Source organism: Zhenhengia yiwuensis, from assembly GCF_014384995.1.
In the GTDB taxonomy this organism is placed as follows: domain Bacteria; phylum Bacillota; class Clostridia; order Lachnospirales; family Cellulosilyticaceae; genus Zhenhengia; species Zhenhengia yiwuensis.
In genome coordinates, this window is record NZ_JACRSY010000004.1 from 138,335 (window position 1) to 158,717 (window position 20,383).

The following is a 20,383-nucleotide window of genomic DNA, read 5'->3' on the forward strand; positions in this document are numbered from 1 at the left end:
TAGCAGTTAGGGTAACAATAAAATAAGAAAGAATGGTTAAAAGGAGGGACACAATGCGAGCTATAGTAAATGGTAAAATTTTATTTGCTGAACAAGTAATAGAAAATAAGGCTTTATTATTTGAAGAACAAATAAAAGGAATTGTGGATGTAAATGAAGTTCCAGAAGGTTGTGAGGTTATTGATGCAAAAGGGAACTATGTAGCACCTGGATTTATTGACATACACATTCATGGATATGATACAAAAGATACAATGGATGGCACAACAGAAGCTATTCGCACAATTGCACAAGGTATTGCTAAAAATGGTGTAACAAGTTTCTTACCAACAACTATGACTATGTCAAAAGAAGAAATTGCTACTGCATTAGAAGCAGCAAGAACTGTAAAGGTAGAAGGTAGCGAAGGTGCACAGGTACTTGGTGTACATATGGAAGGACCTTATATCAATGAAGCTTTTAAAGGTGCACAAAATGGTAAATACATTCAAGCACCAAATAATGAAGCCATTGAATTCGTTAAAAATTATCAAGATATTGTTAAGCTCATTACTATTGCACCAGAGGTAGAAGGAGCCAAAGCTTTCATCGAAGAAATTTCTCATTCAACAGATATTGCTTTATCTATGGGACATACAAAAGCCACATATGAACAAGCAATGGAAGGAATTGAGGCTGGTATTACACATACAACACACTTATTTAATGCAATGACTCCACTTCATCACCGTAATCCGGGAGTAGTAGGTGCTGCTTTAGCTTCAGAAAAAGTAAGTTGTGAAATGATTTGTGATACTATTCATATCAATAAGGGGCTTTTCCCTCTTGTTATAAAAGCCAAAGCACCAGATAAGTTTGTACTTGTTACAGACTGTATGTGTGCAGGTGGATGTAAAGATGGACAATATGCATTAGGTGGACAGGCTGTATTCGTAAAAGATGGTAGTGCACGTCTTGAAGATGGCACACTTGCAGGAAGTATCTTGCGCCTTAATGAAGCACTTAGAAATATAGTGCAAAATACAGAATGCCCAGTTGAAAAGGCAATTGAATTTGCTACAATCAATCCAGCAAAAACAATACGCGTAGATGGATTTAAAGGAACATTAGATACAGGCAAAGATGCGGATATCATTTTATTTGATGAAAGCATTAATGTGAAATATACAATCAATAAGGGGATTACGATTTATGAAAACAATTAAGCTTAATGACATGACAATCTATGTAGCAAAAAACTATGATGAAATGAGCCAAAAAGGTGCAGAGATTATTGCAGAGTTGTTAAAAGCAAAACCAGATGCAGCTTTAGGGCTTGCAACAGGTGGTACACCAGTAGGCATGTATAAAGAACTTATTGAAATGAACAAAAAAGGGGAAATCAGCTTCAAAGAAGTATCTTCTTATAACTTAGATGAATACTACCCAATCGAAAAAACAAACGATCAAAGTTATGATTACTTCATGAGAGATAATTTATTCAATCATGTAGATATCGACATTAACAATACTCATATTCCAAATGGTATGGCTGCAGATTGTGCAGCTGAAGGTAAAGCTTATGATGAGCTTGTGCGTGCTACAGGTGGTGTAGATATACAAGTATTAGGTATTGGTGGAAATGGTCATATCGGTTTTAATGAACCATGTGATGTATTTGATCCTATTACACATCAAGTAACTTTAGACGAAAGAACAATTAGAGATAATGCAAGATTCTTTAACTCAATTGAAGAAGTACCAACACAAGCTATTACAATGGGAATTGGTACAATCATGACAGCTAAAAGTATCTTACTTTTAGCAAGTGGTAAAGGTAAAGCGCCAATCGTTAAAGAAATGCTTTTAGGTAAAGTTACACCACAAGTTCCAGCATCTATTCTTCAATTCCACAAAGATGTTAAAATTGTATTAGATGAAGAAGCAGCAGCAGAACTTTTAAGTGAAATTGAATAAAAAAACTTTTTTAAACTAAGTTTTTATAGCAAGATTGACAGCTAAAAAAAACTTAGTTATAATAAAGCTATATTATTAATATAGTCACAAGAAGTGTGTTACTGATTCGATCAGGCATAAACTTTATTTCTTTCTAAAAATAGAAAGGGGTAAATGTTTATGCCTTTTTTTATTTATCGTAATAATTCTTAAAAGGTGCGTAGACAATATTAAGGTCAATCAATTTATTTTAAGGAGGAATGGATATGAAACAATTAATTGTAAAAGTTCAAGGTGAGGCAGGTTTACACGCTAGACCAGCAGGAGTACTTGTAAAAAAAGCAGGAGAATTTAGTTCAAAAATTACACTTGAAAAGGATGGAAAAGCTATTGATGCCAAAAGATTATTAGCGGTTTTATCCTTAGGTGCTAAACAAGGTGATGAACTGACAATCACAGTAGAGGGTAGTGATGAAGAGGCTGCATTAGAAGCAGTTAAAGCTGTAATTGAAGAGAGTCATTAATTATAGGAGTGGAAAAGATGATATTAGATGGAATTGGGGCTTCTAGTGGTGTAGCAATTGGAAAAGTATTTATCAAGCAACAAAATGATTTTGTACTTCCAACGCATAAGGTAACAGATACAGAAGCAGAAATAAAACGTTTTAATGATGCAAAAGAAGAAGCAACTCTTGAGCTTAAAGTCCTATATGAAAAAGCTCTTGAAGAAGTTGGAGAAGAACATGCTCAAATTTTTGATGTACATCAGATGCTTATAGCGGATTTAGATTTACACGATCAAGTAGTAGGTATCATTACTGATGAAAAGTATAATGCTGCCTATGCTGTATCTGAGGCAAGCGCTATTATTGCAGCTATGTTTGAAAGCATGGATGATCCATATTTACAGGAACGTGCAGCAGATATTCGTGATATCTCAAAAAGACTTATTGGTATTTTAACAGGAGAGAAAGAAGTATCTTTAGCAGATATTAATGAGCCTGTTATTCTTATTGCAAAAGATTTATTTCCATCAGATACCATTCAAATGAATAAACAATACGTTTTAGGTTTTATTACAGAAGATGGTGGGAAAATGTCTCATTCAGCTATTCTAGCTCGAACTATGCAGATTCCAGCAGTAGTAGGTGTAAAAAATATATTAACAAAATTAGATAAAAATAGTACTATTATTATAGATGGAAAAAGTGGGAAAATTTATATAAATCCAACTGATGAAGAATTAGTTTATTGGAAGGCTAAACAAGAAGAAGATAGAAATTATAAACAGAAGCTTCAAAGTTTAAAAGGAACTGCTAATAAAACAGTAGATGGTATAGAAATTGAAATTAATGCTAATATTGGTAGCCCAGAAGATATAGAAGGTGTATTAGCAAATGATGCAAAAGGCATTGGGTTATTTAGAAGTGAGTTCCTTTATATGGATGGGCATGCGTTACCTACAGAAGAGGCACAGTATGAAGCCTATAAAAAAGTAATAGAAGCAATGGAAGATCGTGTTATTATTAGAACATTAGATGTAGGTGGAGATAAAGAATTACATTATCTTAATATTCCTAAAGAAGAAAATCCATTCTTAGGATATCGTGCTATTAGAGTTTGTTTAGACCAGGTAGACATGTTCAAAGTTCAGCTTAGAGCTTTATTAAGAGCAAGTGTATATGGAAAGCTAGGCATTATGTTTCCAATGATTGCTACAGTAGAGGAGATTAAAGAGGCTAAAGCTCTTTTAGAAGAGACAAAGAGGGAGTTATTAGCCGAGGGGATTGCTGTAAGTGAAGATATTGAAGTAGGGATGATGATTGAAACACCAGCAGCAGCACTTATTTCGGATGTACTTGCACAAGAAGTAGATTTCTTTAGTATTGGAACAAATGACCTAACGCAATATACGCTTGCAGTAGATCGTATGAATGCTAAAATTGCACATTTATATAATACGCATAACTTAGCTGTTTTAAGATTAATTAAAATGGTAGTAGATAATGCACATGCAGCAGGTATCTGGGTAGGAATATGTGGTGAAGCAGCAGCAGATACTACACTTACAGAAACTTTCCTAGGTATGGGTATTGATGAATTATCTGTAAGTGCACCATCAGTTTTAGAGGTAAGAAAGACTATTCAACAGATTGATACATCTAAAATACAGTTAAAACTTTAGGAGGTGACAGTTGTGGAATACAAAATCATCAAAGTGTTTAATAATAATGTCGTATTAGCAAAAGAAAAAAAAGACGAAGTTATTTTAGTAAGCAAGGGGATTGGATTTGGAAAGAAAATTGGTGATTTTATTAAAGCAAACGCCAATATCGAAAAGGTATTCCACGAGCACGGTCCTAATGATAAAAAGCTAAAAGAAATAAATGAAATGAGTCTTAAGATTAAAAAATTGACCCATCAGATTATTGAGATTGCACAGGAGAATTTAGGTGTGCTTAATGAAAATAGCGAAAAGATGTTAGAAGAGCATATTGAGTTTGCTATTGAAAGATTAAGGATGGGACTTACTATAGAAAATCCCTTTATTGAAGAGATCATAACCCTATACAGAAAAGAGTATGAAATAGCCGGTATTGCTAGGGAACATATTCTAAATGAGATAGGGATAGATATTGGAGAAGAAGAACAGGGGTTTATTACCTTGCACCTATGTTCAGCTAGAAAAAACAAACCCCTAACAGAGATTATGAAAATCACAAGAATCTATAAGGAATGCTTACAGATCATTGAACAGGAATTAAAAACCCCTATTAGGTTAGATAGTAGTTTTAATAAAGAATTTTTTAGATTACTAAAATTTTACGTAGATACGATGCATAATTATACTAGTCTTGAGTTTGAAATGAAAGAAGATGTAAGAAAGCGTCTAGGTACGAGTTTTAAAATAGCTACTAAAATAGCTCAGCATATCGAAGAGGAGATGCATATAAGTTTTACGCCAGATATTATCGCTTATATGACGGTAGATATGCATAAGCTTATGCAAATGAAATAAAATAAAGAGTACATACTCTTTATATAAAATTATTCTAAGGGGGAATAAGAATGAGTGGTTTTTTTAGCAAGCTTCAAAAGTTAGGGAAAGCTTTAATGCTTCCAATTGCTGTACTACCAGTGGCAGGTATCCTGCTCAGATTAGGTCAAGCGGATGTTATGACCAAGCTAGGTGCACTAACTGTAGATGGAGAGATAGGTAACCAATTCCTTCATACGCTATTACAAGTATGTGGTGAAGCAGGAAATGCTGTATTTGGTACTAATATGGCCTTTATCTTTGCTATTGGTATTGCAGTTGGCCTTGCAAAAGCTAATCATGGTGCAGCAGGTCTTGCTGGTGCAGTTGGTTTCTTAATGCTTGAAAATGTTACAAAAGTTATTTGGCAACTTCCACAGTTTGCAGGAGAAACACATAGTTTAGGTGTATTTGGTGGTATTATTATTGGTATTGTAGCTGGATGCTTATATAATAAGTTCTATGATATTAAGCTACCAGATTTCTTGGGATTCTTTGGAGGGAAGCGATTTGTACCCATTGTAACAGGGTTTTCAGCAACTTTACTCGGTGTTGTATTAGGCTATATATGGCCATATGTGGAAAGAGTATTTGCTGCGCTTAACAGTTTTATTGCAGCAGCAGGTGCAGTGGGAGACTTCTGTTTTGGATTCTTCAACCGTCTATTAATTCCTACAGGTCTTCACCATGTACTCAATAACTATGTATGGCAGTTATACGGCGACTACAATGGAACTACAGGAGATTTAAACCGTTTCTTTGCATTAGATCCTACAGCAGGTAAATTTATGACAGGATTTTTCCCTATTATGATGTTTGCTCTTCCAGCAGCAGCACTTGCTATGTATGTATGTGCTAGAAAAGAAAATAAAGCAGTAGTTGGTGGTGCGTTAGCATCAGTAGCTTTCACAGCATTTTTAACAGGTATTACAGAGCCACTTGAATTTATGTTTATGTTCCTTGCGCCCGTTCTTTATGGTATCCATGCAGTACTTACAGGTATTTCTATGGCAGTTGTTAACTTACTAGGTATTCGAAGTGGATTTTCTTTCTCAGCAGGTGCCATTGACTTAGCTATTAACTGGGGTATTTCAGAAAAACCATTTATGCTTATTTTAATTGGTTTAATTTTTGCAGTTATTTATTTCTTTATTTTTGTATTTGCTATTAAAAAGTTTAATATTCCTACACCAGGGCGTGAAAATGATGCAGAAACAGATGAAATGGCACATCTTGTAGAAGATAAAGGATTAAGTGAACTGGCTGCTATGTATATTGAAAAATTAGGTGGCAAGAATAATATTCAAGAGGTAGACTCATGTATTACACGTCTTCGTCTTACACTGAAAGATTCAAAAATAGTAGAAGAAAAAGATATGAAGGCTCTTGGTGCGGCTGGCATTATGAGGCCTAATAGTAAAAACTTACAAGTTATTGTAGGAACAAAAGCAGAGCTTATCGCAGAAGAAATGAAAAAGTTATTATAACATCTAAAGCAGTAAAGCTGATGCAGGAGTCTGTATCGGCTTTACTATTTTAAAAGGAGGCAGAAAATGTTTGGATTTTTAAATAAACTAAAAGGGATTGAATTATGCTCACCTTTAACAGGAGAGGCAGTAGAATTATCAGGAGTACCTGATCCAGTATTTGCAGAGAAAATGGTAGGAGATGGTATAGCTATTAAACCTACAAGTGGGACTGTAGTAGCACCTTGTGATGGCAAAGTGGTTCAGATCTTCCCAACTAATCATGCAGTAGGTATAGAAACATCTACAGGATTAGACCTTTTAATTCATATTGGGATTGATACAGTAGAATTAAAAGGAGACGGTTTTAAACGCCTTGTAGAAGAAGGAGTGTCAGTTAAGAAAGGGCAACCTATCTTAGAAGTCGACTTAAAACGTATTGAAGAGTTAGGAAAATCTATTATATCTCCATTTATTATTACAAATGCAGATGAAGTAGAGTTTAAAGAGTATAAAATGGGCGAAGTACAGGCAGGGGAAACTGTTGTACTTGTATTAAAAAAGAATAAATAAATTAGAAAAACAGGTAATAGAGAAATCTATTACCTATTTTTTATGTGAAATCCTAAACAATTAATAAATTATTACATATAAAAAGAAAGAGTGGATTAAATAATATAGATAGAATATGTTGAAAATCACTAAAAAAGGTTAGGTGAAAAGTTAAAAGTAGTATAAAATAACCTATTATTTAAGGTGGGATAAAAAAACTGATAGAGAAAATGATGTAAATTGATTGACAACATGTGTGACGGCAGATATAATAAGTATGTAACAATTACTTAATAAAATATATTTGAAGGAGGCAATACAATGACTATCACAAAGTTTATAAGTTCAACTTTATTAATAGCAATGGCTATGGTAGCAACTACAAACGCGCAGACGATAGAAAATGTGACACCTCAACAACTTATTATAAATGCCGACGCTGTATTTGCGGGAACACCGATTACAGCAGAAAATGAATTATTAGACACATTTGCAACAGATGAAGGTGCTGTTTCAAAGGTTATTGTAGAAGAAGCGAAAGTACGTAGAGAACCTAGTCCAGATGCGGATATTATTAATTATATAAAAGAAGGTATACCAGTATTTGTAATTGAAAGAATTGATAACTGGTACCACATAGAAATTGAAGGTATTGATGGATACATATATAAGGAACAAATTGACGAGTCTTCTTTAAGTCTTATTCCTTATACCAAAACAATTGTGGAAGAAGTAGAAATAGAAGAAGAAACATATCTTGGTGAAGAAGTTATTGGTTATGCAAAACAGTTTTTAGGCAATCCATATGTATATGGAGGAAATAGCCTAACAAAGGGAGTAGACTGCTCAGGATTTGTACAACAAGTATTTAAAAATTTTGATATTCAGCTTACACGTAGTTCACGTTCACAGTATGCAAGTGATGGGTATAAAGTAAGCAAAAACGATTTATTACCAGGAGATCTTGTATTTTATGGCTATAATGGGCATATTGATCATGTAGCTATTTATGCAGGTGAAGGGGAAATCATTCATGCAAGTACACCTAAGACAGGCATTACGATGGGTGAGCTATATTATGGAAAACCAATTATTGGTACAAAACGTGTTATTGATTAAGAATAGGACTTAGTATGGTATAAACTATACTAAGTTTTTTTATTTATCTCATTTACTGAATAAAATTTAGAGATTAGCAAAAAACTAGTAAAAGTGAAAATATGTAAATAGGAGGCTGTGACATGCATAAATTAAAAAGATATAAGAAGCTATTCGTTATTATATGTGTTGTTTTATTAAGTACCATAACAGTAAGTGCAAAACTATTACCTATTTATTCCGTATTTACAGATAAAAAACAGGTGGCGCTTACTTTTGACTGTGCATGGGGGGCTGATGATATAGATGAGATATTAGAGACACTAGATCAGCATGGTGTAAAGGCTACCTTCTTTATGGTTGGAGATTGGATGAGAAAGTATCCAGAAGCTACAAAGAAAATTGCTGAAAAAGGGCATGATGTAGCAAGTCACTCTGACAAACATCCTCATGTAACAGAGATGGGTAAAGAAGAAATTAAGAAAGACATTCGTTTTGCCCATAATACCATTAAAGAAATTACAGGTATAGATGCTAATCTTTATCGTGCACCTTATGGCGAATACAATGATACTGTAGTAGAAGCAGCTAAGGAAAGTGGATACTATATCATTCAATGGGATGTAGACTCACTAGATTGGAAAAACTATGGTAAACAAGAAATGATAGATCGTGTTTTAAAACACAAAAACTTATCTCCTGGTTCGATTATCCTGCTTCATAATGCAACGAAGTATACTAAAGATGCTTTACCTACTATTATAGAAGGGCTAAAAGGAAAGGGGTATGAACTCGTTCCTGTATCACAGCTTATTATAAAAGACAATTATACGATTGATCATACAGGAAGACAGTATAGCAATTAAAAGAGGCCTGCTAGTGGAAGCAACTAGCAGGCCCTATTTTTATGCATTAATGCATAGCTTATGTCATAAAAGGATGAGAATGATTTAAATAATAATTGTAAAAATCTAATTGGGATTTAAATGCTGGAAGCATTAATTTGTCGAGGCATTTACTAAGTTCTAAAACTTCAGGTGCTTGTAAATCATAGTTGTGTTTTTCAATAGCTCTAGCGAGTTGTTTTTTTGTATTAAGAATTGCCTGTTGGTCTAGCATCTTGTTATGCATGACACTTCGCCTCATTTCTCATATGGAGTGACATGATGTGTACTAAAGCTGCCTACACTATAAAATATGCAGAAAATTAAAGAATGTGACTATTTATGATTACCAATGTTTATAACACATAAAAAGATATAACAAGCAAACACTAATAGCACAAAATAATTTTTGGTATTAAGATAAAAGGCTTACATAAGGAGGGTGCACATGATAACTGTAGCGGTTAACAATAACCTAGCAAGTAGTAAGTATGCTTTGCAATTAATCCAGAATGCAAGTATTTATAATGGGCTTAAGCTGGCACACATTACCCCTAATGAAACAGTTGTGTATTATAATAATAAAAAAATTCCTCTCCGTGATTATATTGAACAAATTAAGCTTCATAAACATCCAGATTTGCTTATTGTCGAGTTATCCAAGGAAGCTATGGAAAAAGCTATTTATGAAAATATTAAGTTCAATATTGCTCTATTTTTTGAAGACACATCATATGATAGAAAATATCTCTTTAATAGAGGTGTCCTGCCGAGCAAGCTTTTAAACATGATTAAGGCTAATTACTATATAATTCCAGAAAGTTATCATAAAAAAAATAAAAAGTATATTACCTATGGATGGAGTGATGATGCCAGTGTATCGGCTACCAGTGCTGAGATACAGATAGATGGTAGCCTAAATGTACAATGTTGTATTAAATCTTGTATGCCTACATTAGAAGGAGCGGCAACCACTCTAAGAGAGTTTGGCATAGAAGTTCCTTTTAATGATGTAGAGGCTACTCTTGCAGCAGTTGCTACACTTATTATTTATGGTATTAGATTGAATGAAAATTAAATAGAGTAATAAAATTGTACAAGTGTTCATATAAATTATAGTGACAGATGAAGTTTTTTAAATAACAAAAAGAGGATAAGGGAGAGGTGTAAGGATGATCGAGCACATACTAGAAAATAACGAAGTACTCATAGTTGGAAAAGCTATAAGTGAGCTGACTTATAGTCATAAAGTATATGGAGAAGGATTCTATAGTTTTAACCTTGAAGTACCAAGGCTGAGTGATTCTTCTGATGTTTTACCAGTAACTGTTTCTGAGAGACTATTACCTACACTAGGTAATATAGAAGGTAAAGTATTAGATATTACAGGTCAATTTAGATCCTATAATCAATATGAAGAAGGCAAGAACCGCCTTATTCTTACCATATTTGCCTTAGAGATTAAAGAAGTACCAGAAGAAGAAATGAAGAAGAATAAAAATACTATTTATTTAAGTGGATTTGTATGCAAAGACCCTATTTATCGCACAACCCCATTTGGTAGAGAAATTACAGACTTGCTTTTAGCAGTAAATCGTTCTTATCACAAGTCAGACTACATACCATGTATTACTTGGGGAAGAAATGCAAGGTATGCCCAAAACTTAAAAACAGGTGCACATATTGAGATATGGGGCAGAATACAAAGTAGATCTTATCAGAAGAAGCTAGAGACAGGAGAGGCTATTAGCAAGGTAGCTTATGAAGTATCTATTTCTAAAATGGAAATTTTAGATGAGACCACGCGAGTTGAAGAACTTCATAAAGTAGAATAAAACGCAAAAAGCAAGGCATAGGATATGCCTTGCTTTTTGTATGATATATATAGAAAATGTTTGAATTTTAGAGTATAATCTTTTACATAGAAAGGAGAAAGTATGTATAAGATTATTAGGCAAAGAAGAAAATCTGTTACAATTCATATTGAAGATGACTTAAGTATTGTTGTAAAGGCTCCTTATGATATTTCTCATGAAGAGATTGATAAAATCGTTACAAAACATGAGGTCTGGATTAATAAGACTATTAGAGATAAAGAGAATTTAGCTAGGCGAAAAGATTGGCTTCATAATGGAGAAATCTTATACTTAGGCAAAAAGCTTCAGGTATGCATTGATGAAGAACCGACTGGGAAAGTTGCAGTAAGTGTAGCAGATGGCGTACTTACAATTGTAACACCTAATAAAAAAGACCACTTTCTTATAAAAACTCAATTAGAGATGTATACTAAAGAACAAGCTTTAAAATTATTTACGACACTAACAGATAAATATTGTAATTTATTAGGGTGTAAGTATAGCTCATTGACGTTAAGAAAGCAAAAGACGAGATGGGGAAGTTGTTCAAGTAAAGGTGGACTTTCTTATAATATAAGATTAATGAGTGCACCAATAGAAGTGATTGAATATGTGGTATTACACGAGGTCATGCATTTAATATATTTTGACCATAGCAAAGCTTTTTGGAATGCAATTGCTAAGGTAATGCCAGACTATAAAACAAGACAGAGTTATTTAAAAGAGCAAGGAAATATTTTAGATATATAAATGAAGAGGTGACTATGATGGAACAAGGGCTTATACAGGTATACTGTGGACCGGGAAAAGGAAAAACCACAGCAGCTATAGGATTAGGTATACGTGCATTAGGTAGTAATTTAAAGGTAATCATGATCCAGTTCTTAAAAAATGATAATACAGGCGAATGTAGACTTTTAAAAACACTAGAACCAGGGTTTAAAGTGTTCCACTTTGAAAAAGAACGTGGTTTTACTTGGACGCTTACAGATGAAGAAAAGAGTGAACTTGCACAAGAAATTCATATGGCACTTAAATTTGCAAAGAAAGTTATGGATACAGGGGAATGTGATATTCTTATTCTTGATGAAGTGCTTGGCGTAATTGAAAAGGGATTTGCGGATGTTAAAGATCTTCAAAGCTTGGTTGAAGAAAAACCAGAATTTATGGAACTTGTTGTTACAGGAAGAGTATTGCCAGATGTATTAAAAGATAAAGTAGATTATATAAGCTATATTGAAGCTGTTAAACATCCTATGGAAAAAGGTGTAATGGCAAGAGAGGGAATAGAGTATTAAGAAGTACACTTGATGATAAAAGTAAGAGGGGATACGTATGCGAAATAAAAACACGTGGGTTAATTTTGGCATCGGTGTAGGGGCTTATTTATTACTAATTTTACTTGTAAGACAGAATGTAGAGTTGTTTAGTTATACACCAGAGCTACTTGTTTTAGGAACTTTGGCTATGTATATGATAATAGGGTTTATGCAAAGGCATGGAGATAAACGGGCAGGGCGTATAGCTGTTATACTTCCCTATGGGGTAGGTGTCACCGTATATGCAGTAGCCCGGATACTAAAGAGTGCAGATCTTATGGCACTTTTTAAAAAGATAGTACCACAGATTTACCAACCTTTAAATAAAATTTCAATCCTTATGGATCAAGAAATATCTAGAGATATTATAGTGGCAGTTTTAATGATGGGATTTGTAGTAGTAAGTATGCTAGCATTAGAAATAGGGCGTAGTATGGCATCTAGTGAAAGTAGTGTTATGAAGTTTTGCTATAATATTGTGCTTGTATGGGGCGTACATTTTTACTTGTTTATGGGAGCCTATGCATTTGCAGCTATGAATCCAGCTTTTATGAGCGATATAAAGATGAAAAACTTATTTGCAGTAGGTATGACACTTGCCATCTTCCTTGTATATTTCTTAGTAGGAAGAGCTTGCCGTAATATAAGTTTACAGATTGTACAGTTCTTATCTTGCATATCTATATCAGTAAGTGCCATGATTATGTATGTTTTAGGGATGCTATTTATATGGGATATTGGTATTTATGAAAGGTATATCTTACCAGTGGCTACTTCCTTTATTGGTGTCATGTGTAAGGAGATAGGACAGGCAACAGGAGAAACAGCTAAAGTGATTAGTCAATATGGCATAACAGCAAGTTTAATTATGAGTATTGTACCTTCAGTGCTCATTTTTGTTGGTAAACTTGCTTCTATGCTAGAAGAAGATATTCAAGCTAATGAAGAAGTAAAGAATGAAATAAAAGTAGAAAATAAATAATATGAAGTATAATAAAAGTGGCTATTGCACCAAGCAATAGCCACTTTTATTAACTGTCTAAAAGATGTTCCATATTATAAAGTCCTGCTGCTTTGCCGTGAAGGAAGGCAGCTGCTTTAAGAGCACCTACAGCAAAAACTTCTTTTGAAGCTGCAGAGTGAGATAAGGTGATGACTTCATCGTTTCCAGCGAAGAGGATATCATGCTCTCCTACGATTGTACCACCACGTATAGCGTGTATACCAATCTCATTTTTAGGACGTTTTTCACGTACGCCTGAACGGTCGTAACGAAGTGCGTATTTTTCATCTAGTGTACCTGTAATAGCATCTGCAATAGCAAGAGCTGTACCGCTTGGTGCATCTACTTTCTGATTGTGATGTTTTTCAATAATTTCAATATCAAAACCACTATCAGCTAGTACTTCAGTAGCACGTTTAGCAAGTGTAATGAGTAAATTTACACCAAGTGACATATTAGCTGAGAAGAATACAGGAATATGCTTACTTGCTTCGTGAACAAATTCGATATCTTCATCAGAAAGTCCTGTTGTACATACAACGACAGGGATTTTCTTAGTTATAGCATGTTCAAGAAGTGGTCTAACCGCTGAAGCAGTAGAGAAGTCTACGATTACATCAACAGGCACATTACAAGCACTAATATGATCAAATACAGGGAATGTATTCGGTATAGAAAGGTTAGGGTCTACACCGGCTACTAGATTTAAGTTTGGATGGTCTTTAATGATACGAACGATTGCTTGACCGATTCGACCATTACAGCCATGCATTAAGATATTGGTCATGTGCATCACCCTTTCTGTAAGAAATATTAAATAAGTTCAGCTGCTTTAAGAACAGCTGTAACTTTTTCTTCATTTGCTGATTCAAGATTTGTAAGTGGTAATCTACAAGGGCCTACTTCAAAGCCCATCATATTCATAGCAGCTTTAACTGGAATAGGATTTACTTCACAGAATAGTGCATCAATTACTGGTAAATAGTCTAATTGCAGTTTAAGTGCTTCTTTTGTATCACCTTTAAGGTAAAGGTCTACCATATCATGTGTTTGTTTTGGTGCTACGTTTGAAAGTACAGAGATAACGCCTACACCACCAAGAGAAAGTGTAGGAATGATTTGGTCATCGTTACCTGAGTAAATAGCAAAGTCAGGACCACATAGACGTGCAATTTGAGCTACTTGTGAAAGGTTACCACTTGCCTCTTTAATCCCTACAACATAAGGTAGTTTTGAAAGCTCATATACTGTTTGAGGAGTTATATTAAGACCTGTACGAGATGGTACATTATAAAGAATCATAGGAAGGTCAGTAGCCTCACCAATTGCTTTAAAGTGTTCGATAAGTCCTCTTTGAGTTGTTTTGTTGTAGTATGGTGTAACTTGAAGTGTAGCATCCACACCAAGTTCCTTAGCGCGTTTTGTAAGGGTGATACCATGATGTGTATCGTTGCTACCAGTACCAGCAATAACAGGTACGCGACCAGCAGTTTGTTCTACAGCTACTCTAATACATTCAAGGTGTTCTTCATCTGTCATAGTAGAAGCTTCGCCAGTTGTACCACAGATAATGATAGAATCTGTACCATTTTCTATTTGAAAATCAATTATTTCTCTAAGTTTATTAAAGTTAATACTTCCGTTTTCATTAAATGGTGTAACGATTGCTACACCTGCACCTTTAAAAATCATTTATCATCAGTCCTTTCACTTTTACATCATGTTTGCAATAATCCATTCAGCGATTTGTACGGCATTACTTGCAGCACCTTTACGAATATTATCAGCTACAACCCAGAGATTAATACCATGTTCAAGGCTTTCATCACGACGAATACGTCCAACAAAGACTTCATCATGACCTGTTGCATTAATAGCTAAAGGATAAATATTGTTAGCTAAATCATCTTGAACAATAATGCCTTCTGATGCAGATAGTCTGTTTATAAGTTCATCTATTTCAAATGGTTTATTAAGTTCTACGTTAATACTTTCACTATGGCTGTTAAATACAGGAACACGAACAGTTGTTGCTGTAATACGAAGTGTATCATCATGAAGGATTTTACGAGTTTCTTCAACCATTTTCATTTCTTCTTTTGTATAACCGTTTTCTAAGAAAACATCAATATGAGGTAAGCAGTTGTTTGCAATAGGATGAGGGAATTTTTTAGGGGCCTGGCCTTTAAGTCCTTCTTCAAGATCACTCCATCCACCCATACCAGCGCCTGATACAGCTTGGAATGTAGTATAAACTATTCTCTTAATACCATAGTATTCATGGAGAGGTTTAAGTGCAACAACAGCTTGTATGGTAGAGCAGTTCGGATTTGCAATAATACCTTGATGATTTCTAATATCTTCAGGATTTACTTCAGGCACAACAAGAGGAACATTAGGATCCATACGCCATGCAGAACTATTGTCAATAACAATACATCCGCTTTCTGCTGCAATAGGAGCGTATTTTAAGCTTGTGCCACCACCTGCTGAGAAAAGAGCAATATCGATTTGATAATCTTTAAAGCTGTTTTCATTAAGTTCAAGAACAGTGTATTCTTTACCATTAAAAGTAAGAGTAGAGCCTGCTGAACGAGCTGAAGCAAAAACATAAAAATTCTCAATAGGTAAATTCTTTTCTTCTAAAACCTTTAAAAATGTACGTCCTACCATGCCAGTTGCGCCTACAACCGCTAAATTAATTTTTTTCATAATGATGAGATCCTCCCTAACATTTTAAAATAAATAACAAAAGCCAGCTAATAGGTAGCTGGCTGTGAATACGATGATGTAAACTTCATTTACAAGAATCACTTAAACACAGTAGCACACCACCTATTGTATAGCAAAAGGTGACAGTTGTATAGCTATTCACTATACACCCAGGAATAAAGTGTACAAGCACATTACCCTTCGGCGATGCTTCCTTTTGAAAGTAGTCAACTTCTCTTGTAAGAATCCTAAATTCTACTCATAAGTATCGCGCCTCTACATGAATGATTAATGTTATTCAATTGTGTCTAATCATAACATGACGCATAACGGGTGTCAATATTACAAACAATTAAATACTATTTTAAATTATGAAAAGATTGATGATGCACATATTATATGCTAGAAAACTAAAAAAATGCATAAAAGCTGAAAAAGTAGGGTGAGGGTGTATATTTTTAAGATAAATTATCCATACTGTAGAACATGAATACAAAAAAAGGAAGGTAATTCTATGAAAAACATGGATAGCACTAAAGAGAAATTATTTGATGCTTTATCACCAGACCAAAAGATGAAGCTTGAAATTGCAGAGGAATTAGGTCTTTTAGATAAAGTGCAAGAAGGTGGATGGAAGAGCCTTACACCTAAAGAAACAGGGCGTATTGGTGGTCTTATGACTAAAAAGAAAAGAGAATTAAAAAATAAAGAAAATAATGCATAGGATTTAAAGAAAGGGCTCCGTAAGTAAAGCTTCTTGTAAGTTATGATGCTAAAACATAACGCACAAGAAGCTTATTTTATTATGTACAGCATAATAATTATTAAGATATACAAGAGAAAATAAAAAAACACAATAAAATAATAAAATAACTCCCTTTTATTAATAGATACATAAAAATTTAAAAAAAACTAAATATTTTCGCAAGAAAATGAGTAGAGAGAATCCATGCATATTGATATGATTTAGGTATTAAATAAAGATAGGGGGAGTGAGTGATGAAAAAAATGAAGGGTATTAACACTAAAAACACATTTTTGGTGACAATAGTTACAGCTGGAATGGTCATTAGTTTAGCTCCAATGACTCAAGCATCTTCAAAGAAAGCAGTAGATAATAACTTAATTCTACATTATGATTTTAAGTCATTGCAATCTGGAACGATTGTGAATGATGTGAGTAACAATGGAAAGGCAGGAGTTGTGCGTCCAACAGGATCTCAAGTAGAAACGGAACAAGTCACTATATATGGGCAAGATTATACTGCTTTTATCATGCAAGGAGGAAGTCCTAGCGCTACAAATACTTATATAGAAATGCCAAGCGGTATACTGAATGACTTAGAGGATGTAACAATTAGTTGTTGGGCATATGTTGAGGACCTAACAAGTTATCAGAGAATATGGGATATTGGTAGCGGTACGACTTCTTATATGTATCTATTAGCAAATGGATATAATGAGGGGCATACAGGCTATACTAGTGCCCTTACAAATATTGGTTGGTCAGGTGAAAAAGGGCCTGAAAAAGGAGAGAACATTGATACTGGACGTTGGATCTATACAACGGTTACATTTGATGGATCTGAAAAGAGTATGTCTTTATATGAAGACGGAAAATTAATTGATACGATTACTACAGATACTGATCTTTCTGCCCTACAAGACAGTACTCAAAATTATATCGGTTATGGTCAATTTGGTAATGACATTTTTGAAGGTAAAATTGCTGATTTTAAAATTTATAACTACTCCATGAGTCAAGAGGAAGTTTTAGAACAAGTAGAAATACCAGATAAAGAAAAAGTTGAGCGAGATAAAGAATCATTAACACTTGGGGATATTTCAGCTGTAACAGAAGACTTAGTGCTGCCTACAACTGGAGAAATGGGTAGTTCTATTACATGGAAAACGAGTGATACAATTATTGTATCCTCATTAGGTAAAGTAACAAGGCCAAAGGCTGGAAAGGCAGATGTGACAGTTACTTTAACTGCAACTATACAATCTGGAGGAGAAATAGCCACTAAAACATTTGAAGTAAAAGTAAAGGCCCATCTAACAGATAGGCAAATTGTAGAGAAGGATGGAGATACAATTACTCTTGGTAATTTGAATGTTGTAACAAAAGATCTTCAATTACCTACACAAGGCGTATTAGGCTCTAGTATTTCATGGGAAAGCTCTGAACCTCATATTATCTCTGATGATGGAAAAGTAACAAGGCCAATTGATAATTATAAATTAGTTACATTAACAGCAAAAATGAGTTATGGATTAGCAGCTCTTGAAAAGGAATTTACTGCAACTGTATATCCAGTTTATGAAAAATTAGATATTGTTGAAGTAGCAGATGTAGAAGTTAAGACTTCTTTAGGAATCCTACCAACTTTGCCTCATAGAATAAAGGTAACTTATGAAGATAATACCATAGGATTTGAAAAAGTAGTATGGCCGACAGATTTAACTACTGAAGATTTCTTAAAGACTGGAGTGAAGCAAATGAAAGGCAACATTGTAGATTCTTCAGTGGGCGTAGTTGCAAATGTGGTTATTACAGATAAAACAGCCCAAATACCTATTAAAGTCGCATCTGGATTTGATCTTTCTAATATCTCTCTAGATGGCAATGATACCATCTTTTCTCAGAATATGGAGCGTGCTTTAGAATATCTAAATCTGATGGATGCAGATAGAATGCTCTATAATTTTAGAACTGCCTTTGGGCAAGATACAAAAGGTGTAGAACCATTAACGGGATGGGAAGAACCAACAGGATTATTACGTGGACATTCTACAGGACATTTTATGTCAGCACTGGCATATGCTTATGCAGCAACAGGAGATGAAGTATATAAAGAAAAAATGGACTATATGATTGCAGAAATGCGAAAATTACAATTATTATCTAAGGGCAGTCCAGAAGACTTTAAGACATCTTGTACACCAACTGATGCAAATCAAGAAAAATGGAGTAAAGATCCAGAAGCATGGGGTGTTGGATTTATTAGTGCATATTCTCCAGATCAATTTGCTTTACTAGAACAATATACACCTTATGCAACAATTTGGGCACCTTATTATACAATGCATAAATTACTTGCAGGTTTCTTAGACTGCTACACCTATGGTGGTAATGAAGAAGCATTGGAAATTGCCAAAGATCTTGGAGGATGGATATATGAACGATTAAACGCATGTACAGCAGAGCAACGTTCAAAAATGTGGGATATGTATATTGCAGGGGAATATGGTGGAATGAATGAATCACTTACAAAACTTTACGAAATTACAAGAGATGAGCGATATTTAAAAGCCGCTCAAATGTTTGATAATACCAAGTTCTTTAATAATCTATCAAGTAATGTAGATGATATCCAAAATAGACATGCTAATCAACATATTCCCCAAATTGTAGGTGCAATCCATGAATATGCAGCTACACAAGATCCAAAGTATTATCATATTGCTCGAAACTTTTGGGATATGGTTGTAGCACGTTATGCTTACTCTATTGGTGGTATAGGGACAGGGGAGCGTTTTAAAGATCCTTATCAACAAGGGACCAATATCCTTGGAAATTCAGGTAGAGGTGAAAACTGCGAAACTTGTGCTGCTTACAATATGTTAAAGTTGACAAAGGATTTATACACCTATGATCCAGATAATGCTGCTTATATGGACTATTATGAGAGAACATTAATTAATCAAATTATTGCTTCACAAACTAAAGAAACAACAGAGCATATGCATAATGGCGTAACCTATATGCTTCCAATTGACCCAGGTCAAAGAAAAGATTTTGATTCTGACTATGGAGGATTCACATGCTGTAATGGAACAGGTATGGAAAATCACGTTAAATATCAAGAAGCTGTATATGCGTATTCAGAGGATACACTATATGTAAATCTATATATTCCTACGACAGTAGAATGGGAAGAAAAAGGTATAACTGTAAAACAAGAAACTAAGTTCCCTTCTGAGAATTCAAAATTAACGATTGGTGGAGCTGGAGACTTTACAATGAAACTGCGCGTTCCGTATTGGGCAACAGATGGCTTTACGATAAAAGTTAATGGCGATGTTATCTGCCTAAAACCAGAGGTTAGCACATATGTAGAAATTAATCGTACATGGAGTGACGGTGATATTGTTGAAATCAATATGCCATATACTTTACATTTAGATAAAACACCTGATAAAGTTGATGGTAATACTGTAGCATCGTTAATGTATGGTCCAATTGTTATGGTAGCTAAAGATACTAGGGAAGAATATATACCAATGAATTGGTACAATGTGGTATTAAGTGAAAATCTTTTAGAATCGGTTGAAATTGTAACAGGAACAGATAGTGCTCAACCCCCACATCTTATAGTAAATGGTTTAGATTTCTACCCAATGTATAATGCCGATAATTATCGTTATCATACTTATGTAAAAGTAGAAGAGAAGACTTCTAATGTAGCTGACAATTAATAATTTATTCTCATAAACTTATTTTTAAACTCCATAAAA

At 34.2% G+C, this 20,383-nt stretch carries 20 protein-coding genes and 1 riboswitch; of the genes, 16 read left to right on the top strand and 4 right to left on the bottom strand.

Features of this window, described 5'->3' with window-relative positions:
* Positions 1-53 precede the first annotated feature (53 nt).
* From nagA to H8718_RS03810, 9 genes are all read left to right on the top strand, one after another.
* Complete coding sequence (nagA, locus tag H8718_RS03770; protein ID WP_249331641.1) at positions 54-1,205, top strand: N-acetylglucosamine-6-phosphate deacetylase; 1,152 nt, start codon at positions 54-56, stop codon at positions 1,203-1,205.
* Positions 1,206-1,215: 10 nt separating this feature from the next.
* Positions 1,216-1,956 (top strand): glucosamine-6-phosphate deaminase, encoded by a 741-nt coding sequence (gene nagB / locus H8718_RS03775; protein WP_249331689.1) that lies wholly within the window; start codon positions 1,216-1,218, stop codon positions 1,954-1,956.
* Between the two features lie 245 nt (positions 1,957-2,201).
* The gene (locus H8718_RS03780) at positions 2,202-2,459 is read left to right on the top strand and encodes an HPr family phosphocarrier protein (RefSeq protein ID WP_177670156.1); all 258 of its coding nucleotides are present in this window, start codon (positions 2,202-2,204) and stop codon (positions 2,457-2,459) included.
* Positions 2,460-2,476: 17 nt separating this feature from the next.
* The gene (gene ptsP / locus H8718_RS03785; protein ID WP_249331644.1) at positions 2,477-4,120 is read left to right on the top strand and encodes a phosphoenolpyruvate--protein phosphotransferase; all 1,644 of its coding nucleotides are present in this window, start codon (positions 2,477-2,479) and stop codon (positions 4,118-4,120) included.
* Positions 4,121-4,132: 12 nt separating this feature from the next.
* The gene (locus H8718_RS20750; protein ID WP_177670152.1) at positions 4,133-4,954 is read left to right on the top strand and encodes a PRD domain-containing protein; all 822 of its coding nucleotides are present in this window, start codon (positions 4,133-4,135) and stop codon (positions 4,952-4,954) included.
* A gap of 50 nt (positions 4,955-5,004) precedes the next feature.
* A complete protein-coding gene (gene nagE, locus H8718_RS03795) occupies positions 5,005-6,459 on the top strand; it encodes an N-acetylglucosamine-specific PTS transporter subunit IIBC (protein ID WP_249331645.1) in 1,455 nt (484 codons plus the stop codon).
* A 66-nt stretch (positions 6,460-6,525) separates the two neighbouring features.
* The gene (locus H8718_RS03800) at positions 6,526-7,011 is read left to right on the top strand and encodes a PTS sugar transporter subunit IIA (RefSeq protein WP_177670148.1); all 486 of its coding nucleotides are present in this window, start codon (positions 6,526-6,528) and stop codon (positions 7,009-7,011) included.
* A gap of 300 nt (positions 7,012-7,311) precedes the next feature.
* The gene (locus H8718_RS03805) at positions 7,312-8,109 is read left to right on the top strand and encodes an NlpC/P60 family protein (protein WP_249331647.1); all 798 of its coding nucleotides are present in this window, start codon (positions 7,312-7,314) and stop codon (positions 8,107-8,109) included.
* Between the two features lie 122 nt (positions 8,110-8,231).
* Positions 8,232-8,954 carry a polysaccharide deacetylase family protein gene (locus H8718_RS03810; protein ID WP_249331649.1) on the top strand — a complete coding sequence of 241 codons (723 nt, stop codon included), beginning with the start codon at positions 8,232-8,234 and terminating at the stop codon, positions 8,952-8,954.
* 58 nt (positions 8,955-9,012) lie between these two features.
* On the opposite strand, the gene H8718_RS03815 is transcribed toward H8718_RS03810, so the two are convergent.
* Positions 9,013-9,219 (bottom strand): aspartyl-phosphate phosphatase Spo0E family protein, encoded by a 207-nt coding sequence (locus tag H8718_RS03815; protein WP_177670142.1) that lies wholly within the window; start codon positions 9,217-9,219, stop codon positions 9,013-9,015.
* Positions 9,220-9,420: 201 nt separating this feature from the next.
* On the opposite strand from H8718_RS03815, the gene H8718_RS03820 reads away from it, so the two are divergent.
* The 5 genes from H8718_RS03820 to H8718_RS03840 all read left to right on the top strand — a co-directional run bounded on the left by H8718_RS03820 (position 9,421) and on the right by H8718_RS03840 (position 13,129).
* Positions 9,421-10,050 carry a hypothetical protein gene (locus H8718_RS03820; protein ID WP_177670141.1) on the top strand — a complete coding sequence of 210 codons (630 nt, stop codon included), beginning with the start codon at positions 9,421-9,423 and terminating at the stop codon, positions 10,048-10,050.
* A 94-nt stretch (positions 10,051-10,144) separates the two neighbouring features.
* Complete coding sequence (locus tag H8718_RS03825) at positions 10,145-10,807, top strand: single-stranded DNA-binding protein (RefSeq protein WP_177670139.1); 663 nt, start codon at positions 10,145-10,147, stop codon at positions 10,805-10,807.
* 102 nt (positions 10,808-10,909) lie between these two features.
* Entirely contained in the window at positions 10,910-11,578 is a 669-nt protein-coding gene (locus tag H8718_RS03830; RefSeq protein ID WP_177670137.1) for a M48 family metallopeptidase, read from the top strand.
* Between the two features lie 14 nt (positions 11,579-11,592).
* Positions 11,593-12,126: a cob(I)yrinic acid a,c-diamide adenosyltransferase gene (locus tag H8718_RS03835; protein ID WP_283246144.1), complete on the top strand. Its 534-nt coding sequence runs from the start codon at positions 11,593-11,595 to the stop codon at positions 12,124-12,126.
* A 37-nt stretch (positions 12,127-12,163) separates the two neighbouring features.
* Entirely contained in the window at positions 12,164-13,129 is a 966-nt protein-coding gene (locus tag H8718_RS03840; RefSeq protein WP_177670135.1) for a hypothetical protein, read from the top strand.
* 49 nt (positions 13,130-13,178) lie between these two features.
* Here the strand turns inward: H8718_RS03840 and dapB are convergent, their stop codons facing one another.
* From dapB to H8718_RS03855, 3 genes are read right to left on the bottom strand one after another with little or no spacing between them, the layout of a single operon-like run.
* Positions 13,179-13,937: a 4-hydroxy-tetrahydrodipicolinate reductase gene (gene dapB / locus H8718_RS03845; RefSeq protein ID WP_177670133.1), complete on the bottom strand. Its 759-nt coding sequence runs from the start codon at positions 13,935-13,937 to the stop codon at positions 13,179-13,181.
* A 26-nt stretch (positions 13,938-13,963) separates the two neighbouring features.
* On the bottom strand, positions 13,964-14,842 hold the full coding sequence (dapA, locus tag H8718_RS03850; protein WP_249331651.1) for a 4-hydroxy-tetrahydrodipicolinate synthase: 879 nt from the start codon (positions 14,840-14,842) through the stop codon (positions 13,964-13,966).
* 21 nt (positions 14,843-14,863) lie between these two features.
* Positions 14,864-15,862 carry an aspartate-semialdehyde dehydrogenase gene (locus H8718_RS03855; RefSeq protein WP_177670129.1) on the bottom strand — a complete coding sequence of 333 codons (999 nt, stop codon included), beginning with the start codon at positions 15,860-15,862 and terminating at the stop codon, positions 14,864-14,866.
* A gap of 104 nt (positions 15,863-15,966) precedes the next feature.
* Positions 15,967-16,149: riboswitch (Lysine riboswitch) on the bottom strand.
* Positions 16,150-16,385: 236 nt separating this feature from the next.
* On the opposite strand from H8718_RS03855, the gene H8718_RS03860 reads away from it, so the two are divergent.
* On the top strand, positions 16,386-16,586 hold the full coding sequence (locus H8718_RS03860; RefSeq protein WP_408646565.1) for a small, acid-soluble spore protein, alpha/beta type: 201 nt from the start codon (positions 16,386-16,388) through the stop codon (positions 16,584-16,586).
* A gap of 275 nt (positions 16,587-16,861) precedes the next feature.
* Positions 16,862-20,344 carry a beta-L-arabinofuranosidase domain-containing protein gene (locus tag H8718_RS03865; RefSeq protein ID WP_249331652.1) on the top strand — a complete coding sequence of 1,161 codons (3,483 nt, stop codon included), beginning with the start codon at positions 16,862-16,864 and terminating at the stop codon, positions 20,342-20,344.
* Positions 20,345-20,383 lie beyond the last annotated feature (39 nt).

Bases quoted from the DNA above. Each gene is read 5' to 3' on its own strand.
- nagA (WP_249331641.1), top strand. From the start codon at position 54: ATGCGAGCTATAGTAAATGGTAAAATTTTATTTGCTGAACAAGTAATA.
- nagB (WP_249331689.1), top strand. From the start codon at position 1,216: ATGACAATCTATGTAGCAAAAAACTATGATGAAATGAGCCAAAAAGGT.
- H8718_RS03780 (WP_177670156.1), top strand. From the start codon at position 2,202: ATGAAACAATTAATTGTAAAAGTTCAAGGTGAGGCAGGTTTACACGCT.
- ptsP (WP_249331644.1), top strand. From the start codon at position 2,477: ATGATATTAGATGGAATTGGGGCTTCTAGTGGTGTAGCAATTGGAAAA.
- nagE (WP_249331645.1), top strand. From the start codon at position 5,005: ATGAGTGGTTTTTTTAGCAAGCTTCAAAAGTTAGGGAAAGCTTTAATG.
- H8718_RS03800 (WP_177670148.1), top strand. From the start codon at position 6,526: ATGTTTGGATTTTTAAATAAACTAAAAGGGATTGAATTATGCTCACCT.
- H8718_RS03805 (WP_249331647.1), top strand. From the start codon at position 7,312: ATGACTATCACAAAGTTTATAAGTTCAACTTTATTAATAGCAATGGCT.
- H8718_RS03810 (WP_249331649.1), top strand. From the start codon at position 8,232: ATGCATAAATTAAAAAGATATAAGAAGCTATTCGTTATTATATGTGTT.
- H8718_RS03815 (WP_177670142.1), bottom strand. From the start codon at position 9,219: ATGCATAACAAGATGCTAGACCAACAGGCAATTCTTAATACAAAAAAA.
- H8718_RS03820 (WP_177670141.1), top strand. From the start codon at position 9,421: ATGATAACTGTAGCGGTTAACAATAACCTAGCAAGTAGTAAGTATGCT.
- H8718_RS03825 (WP_177670139.1), top strand. From the start codon at position 10,145: ATGATCGAGCACATACTAGAAAATAACGAAGTACTCATAGTTGGAAAA.
- H8718_RS03830 (WP_177670137.1), top strand. From the start codon at position 10,910: ATGTATAAGATTATTAGGCAAAGAAGAAAATCTGTTACAATTCATATT.
- H8718_RS03835 (WP_283246144.1), top strand. From the start codon at position 11,593: ATGATGGAACAAGGGCTTATACAGGTATACTGTGGACCGGGAAAAGGA.
- H8718_RS03840 (WP_177670135.1), top strand. From the start codon at position 12,164: ATGCGAAATAAAAACACGTGGGTTAATTTTGGCATCGGTGTAGGGGCT.
- dapB (WP_177670133.1), bottom strand. From the start codon at position 13,937: ATGACCAATATCTTAATGCATGGCTGTAATGGTCGAATCGGTCAAGCA.
- dapA (WP_249331651.1), bottom strand. From the start codon at position 14,842: ATGATTTTTAAAGGTGCAGGTGTAGCAATCGTTACACCATTTAATGAA.
- H8718_RS03855 (WP_177670129.1), bottom strand. From the start codon at position 15,862: ATGAAAAAAATTAATTTAGCGGTTGTAGGCGCAACTGGCATGGTAGGA.
- H8718_RS03860 (WP_408646565.1), top strand. From the start codon at position 16,386: ATGGATAGCACTAAAGAGAAATTATTTGATGCTTTATCACCAGACCAA.
- H8718_RS03865 (WP_249331652.1), top strand. From the start codon at position 16,862: ATGAAAAAAATGAAGGGTATTAACACTAAAAACACATTTTTGGTGACA.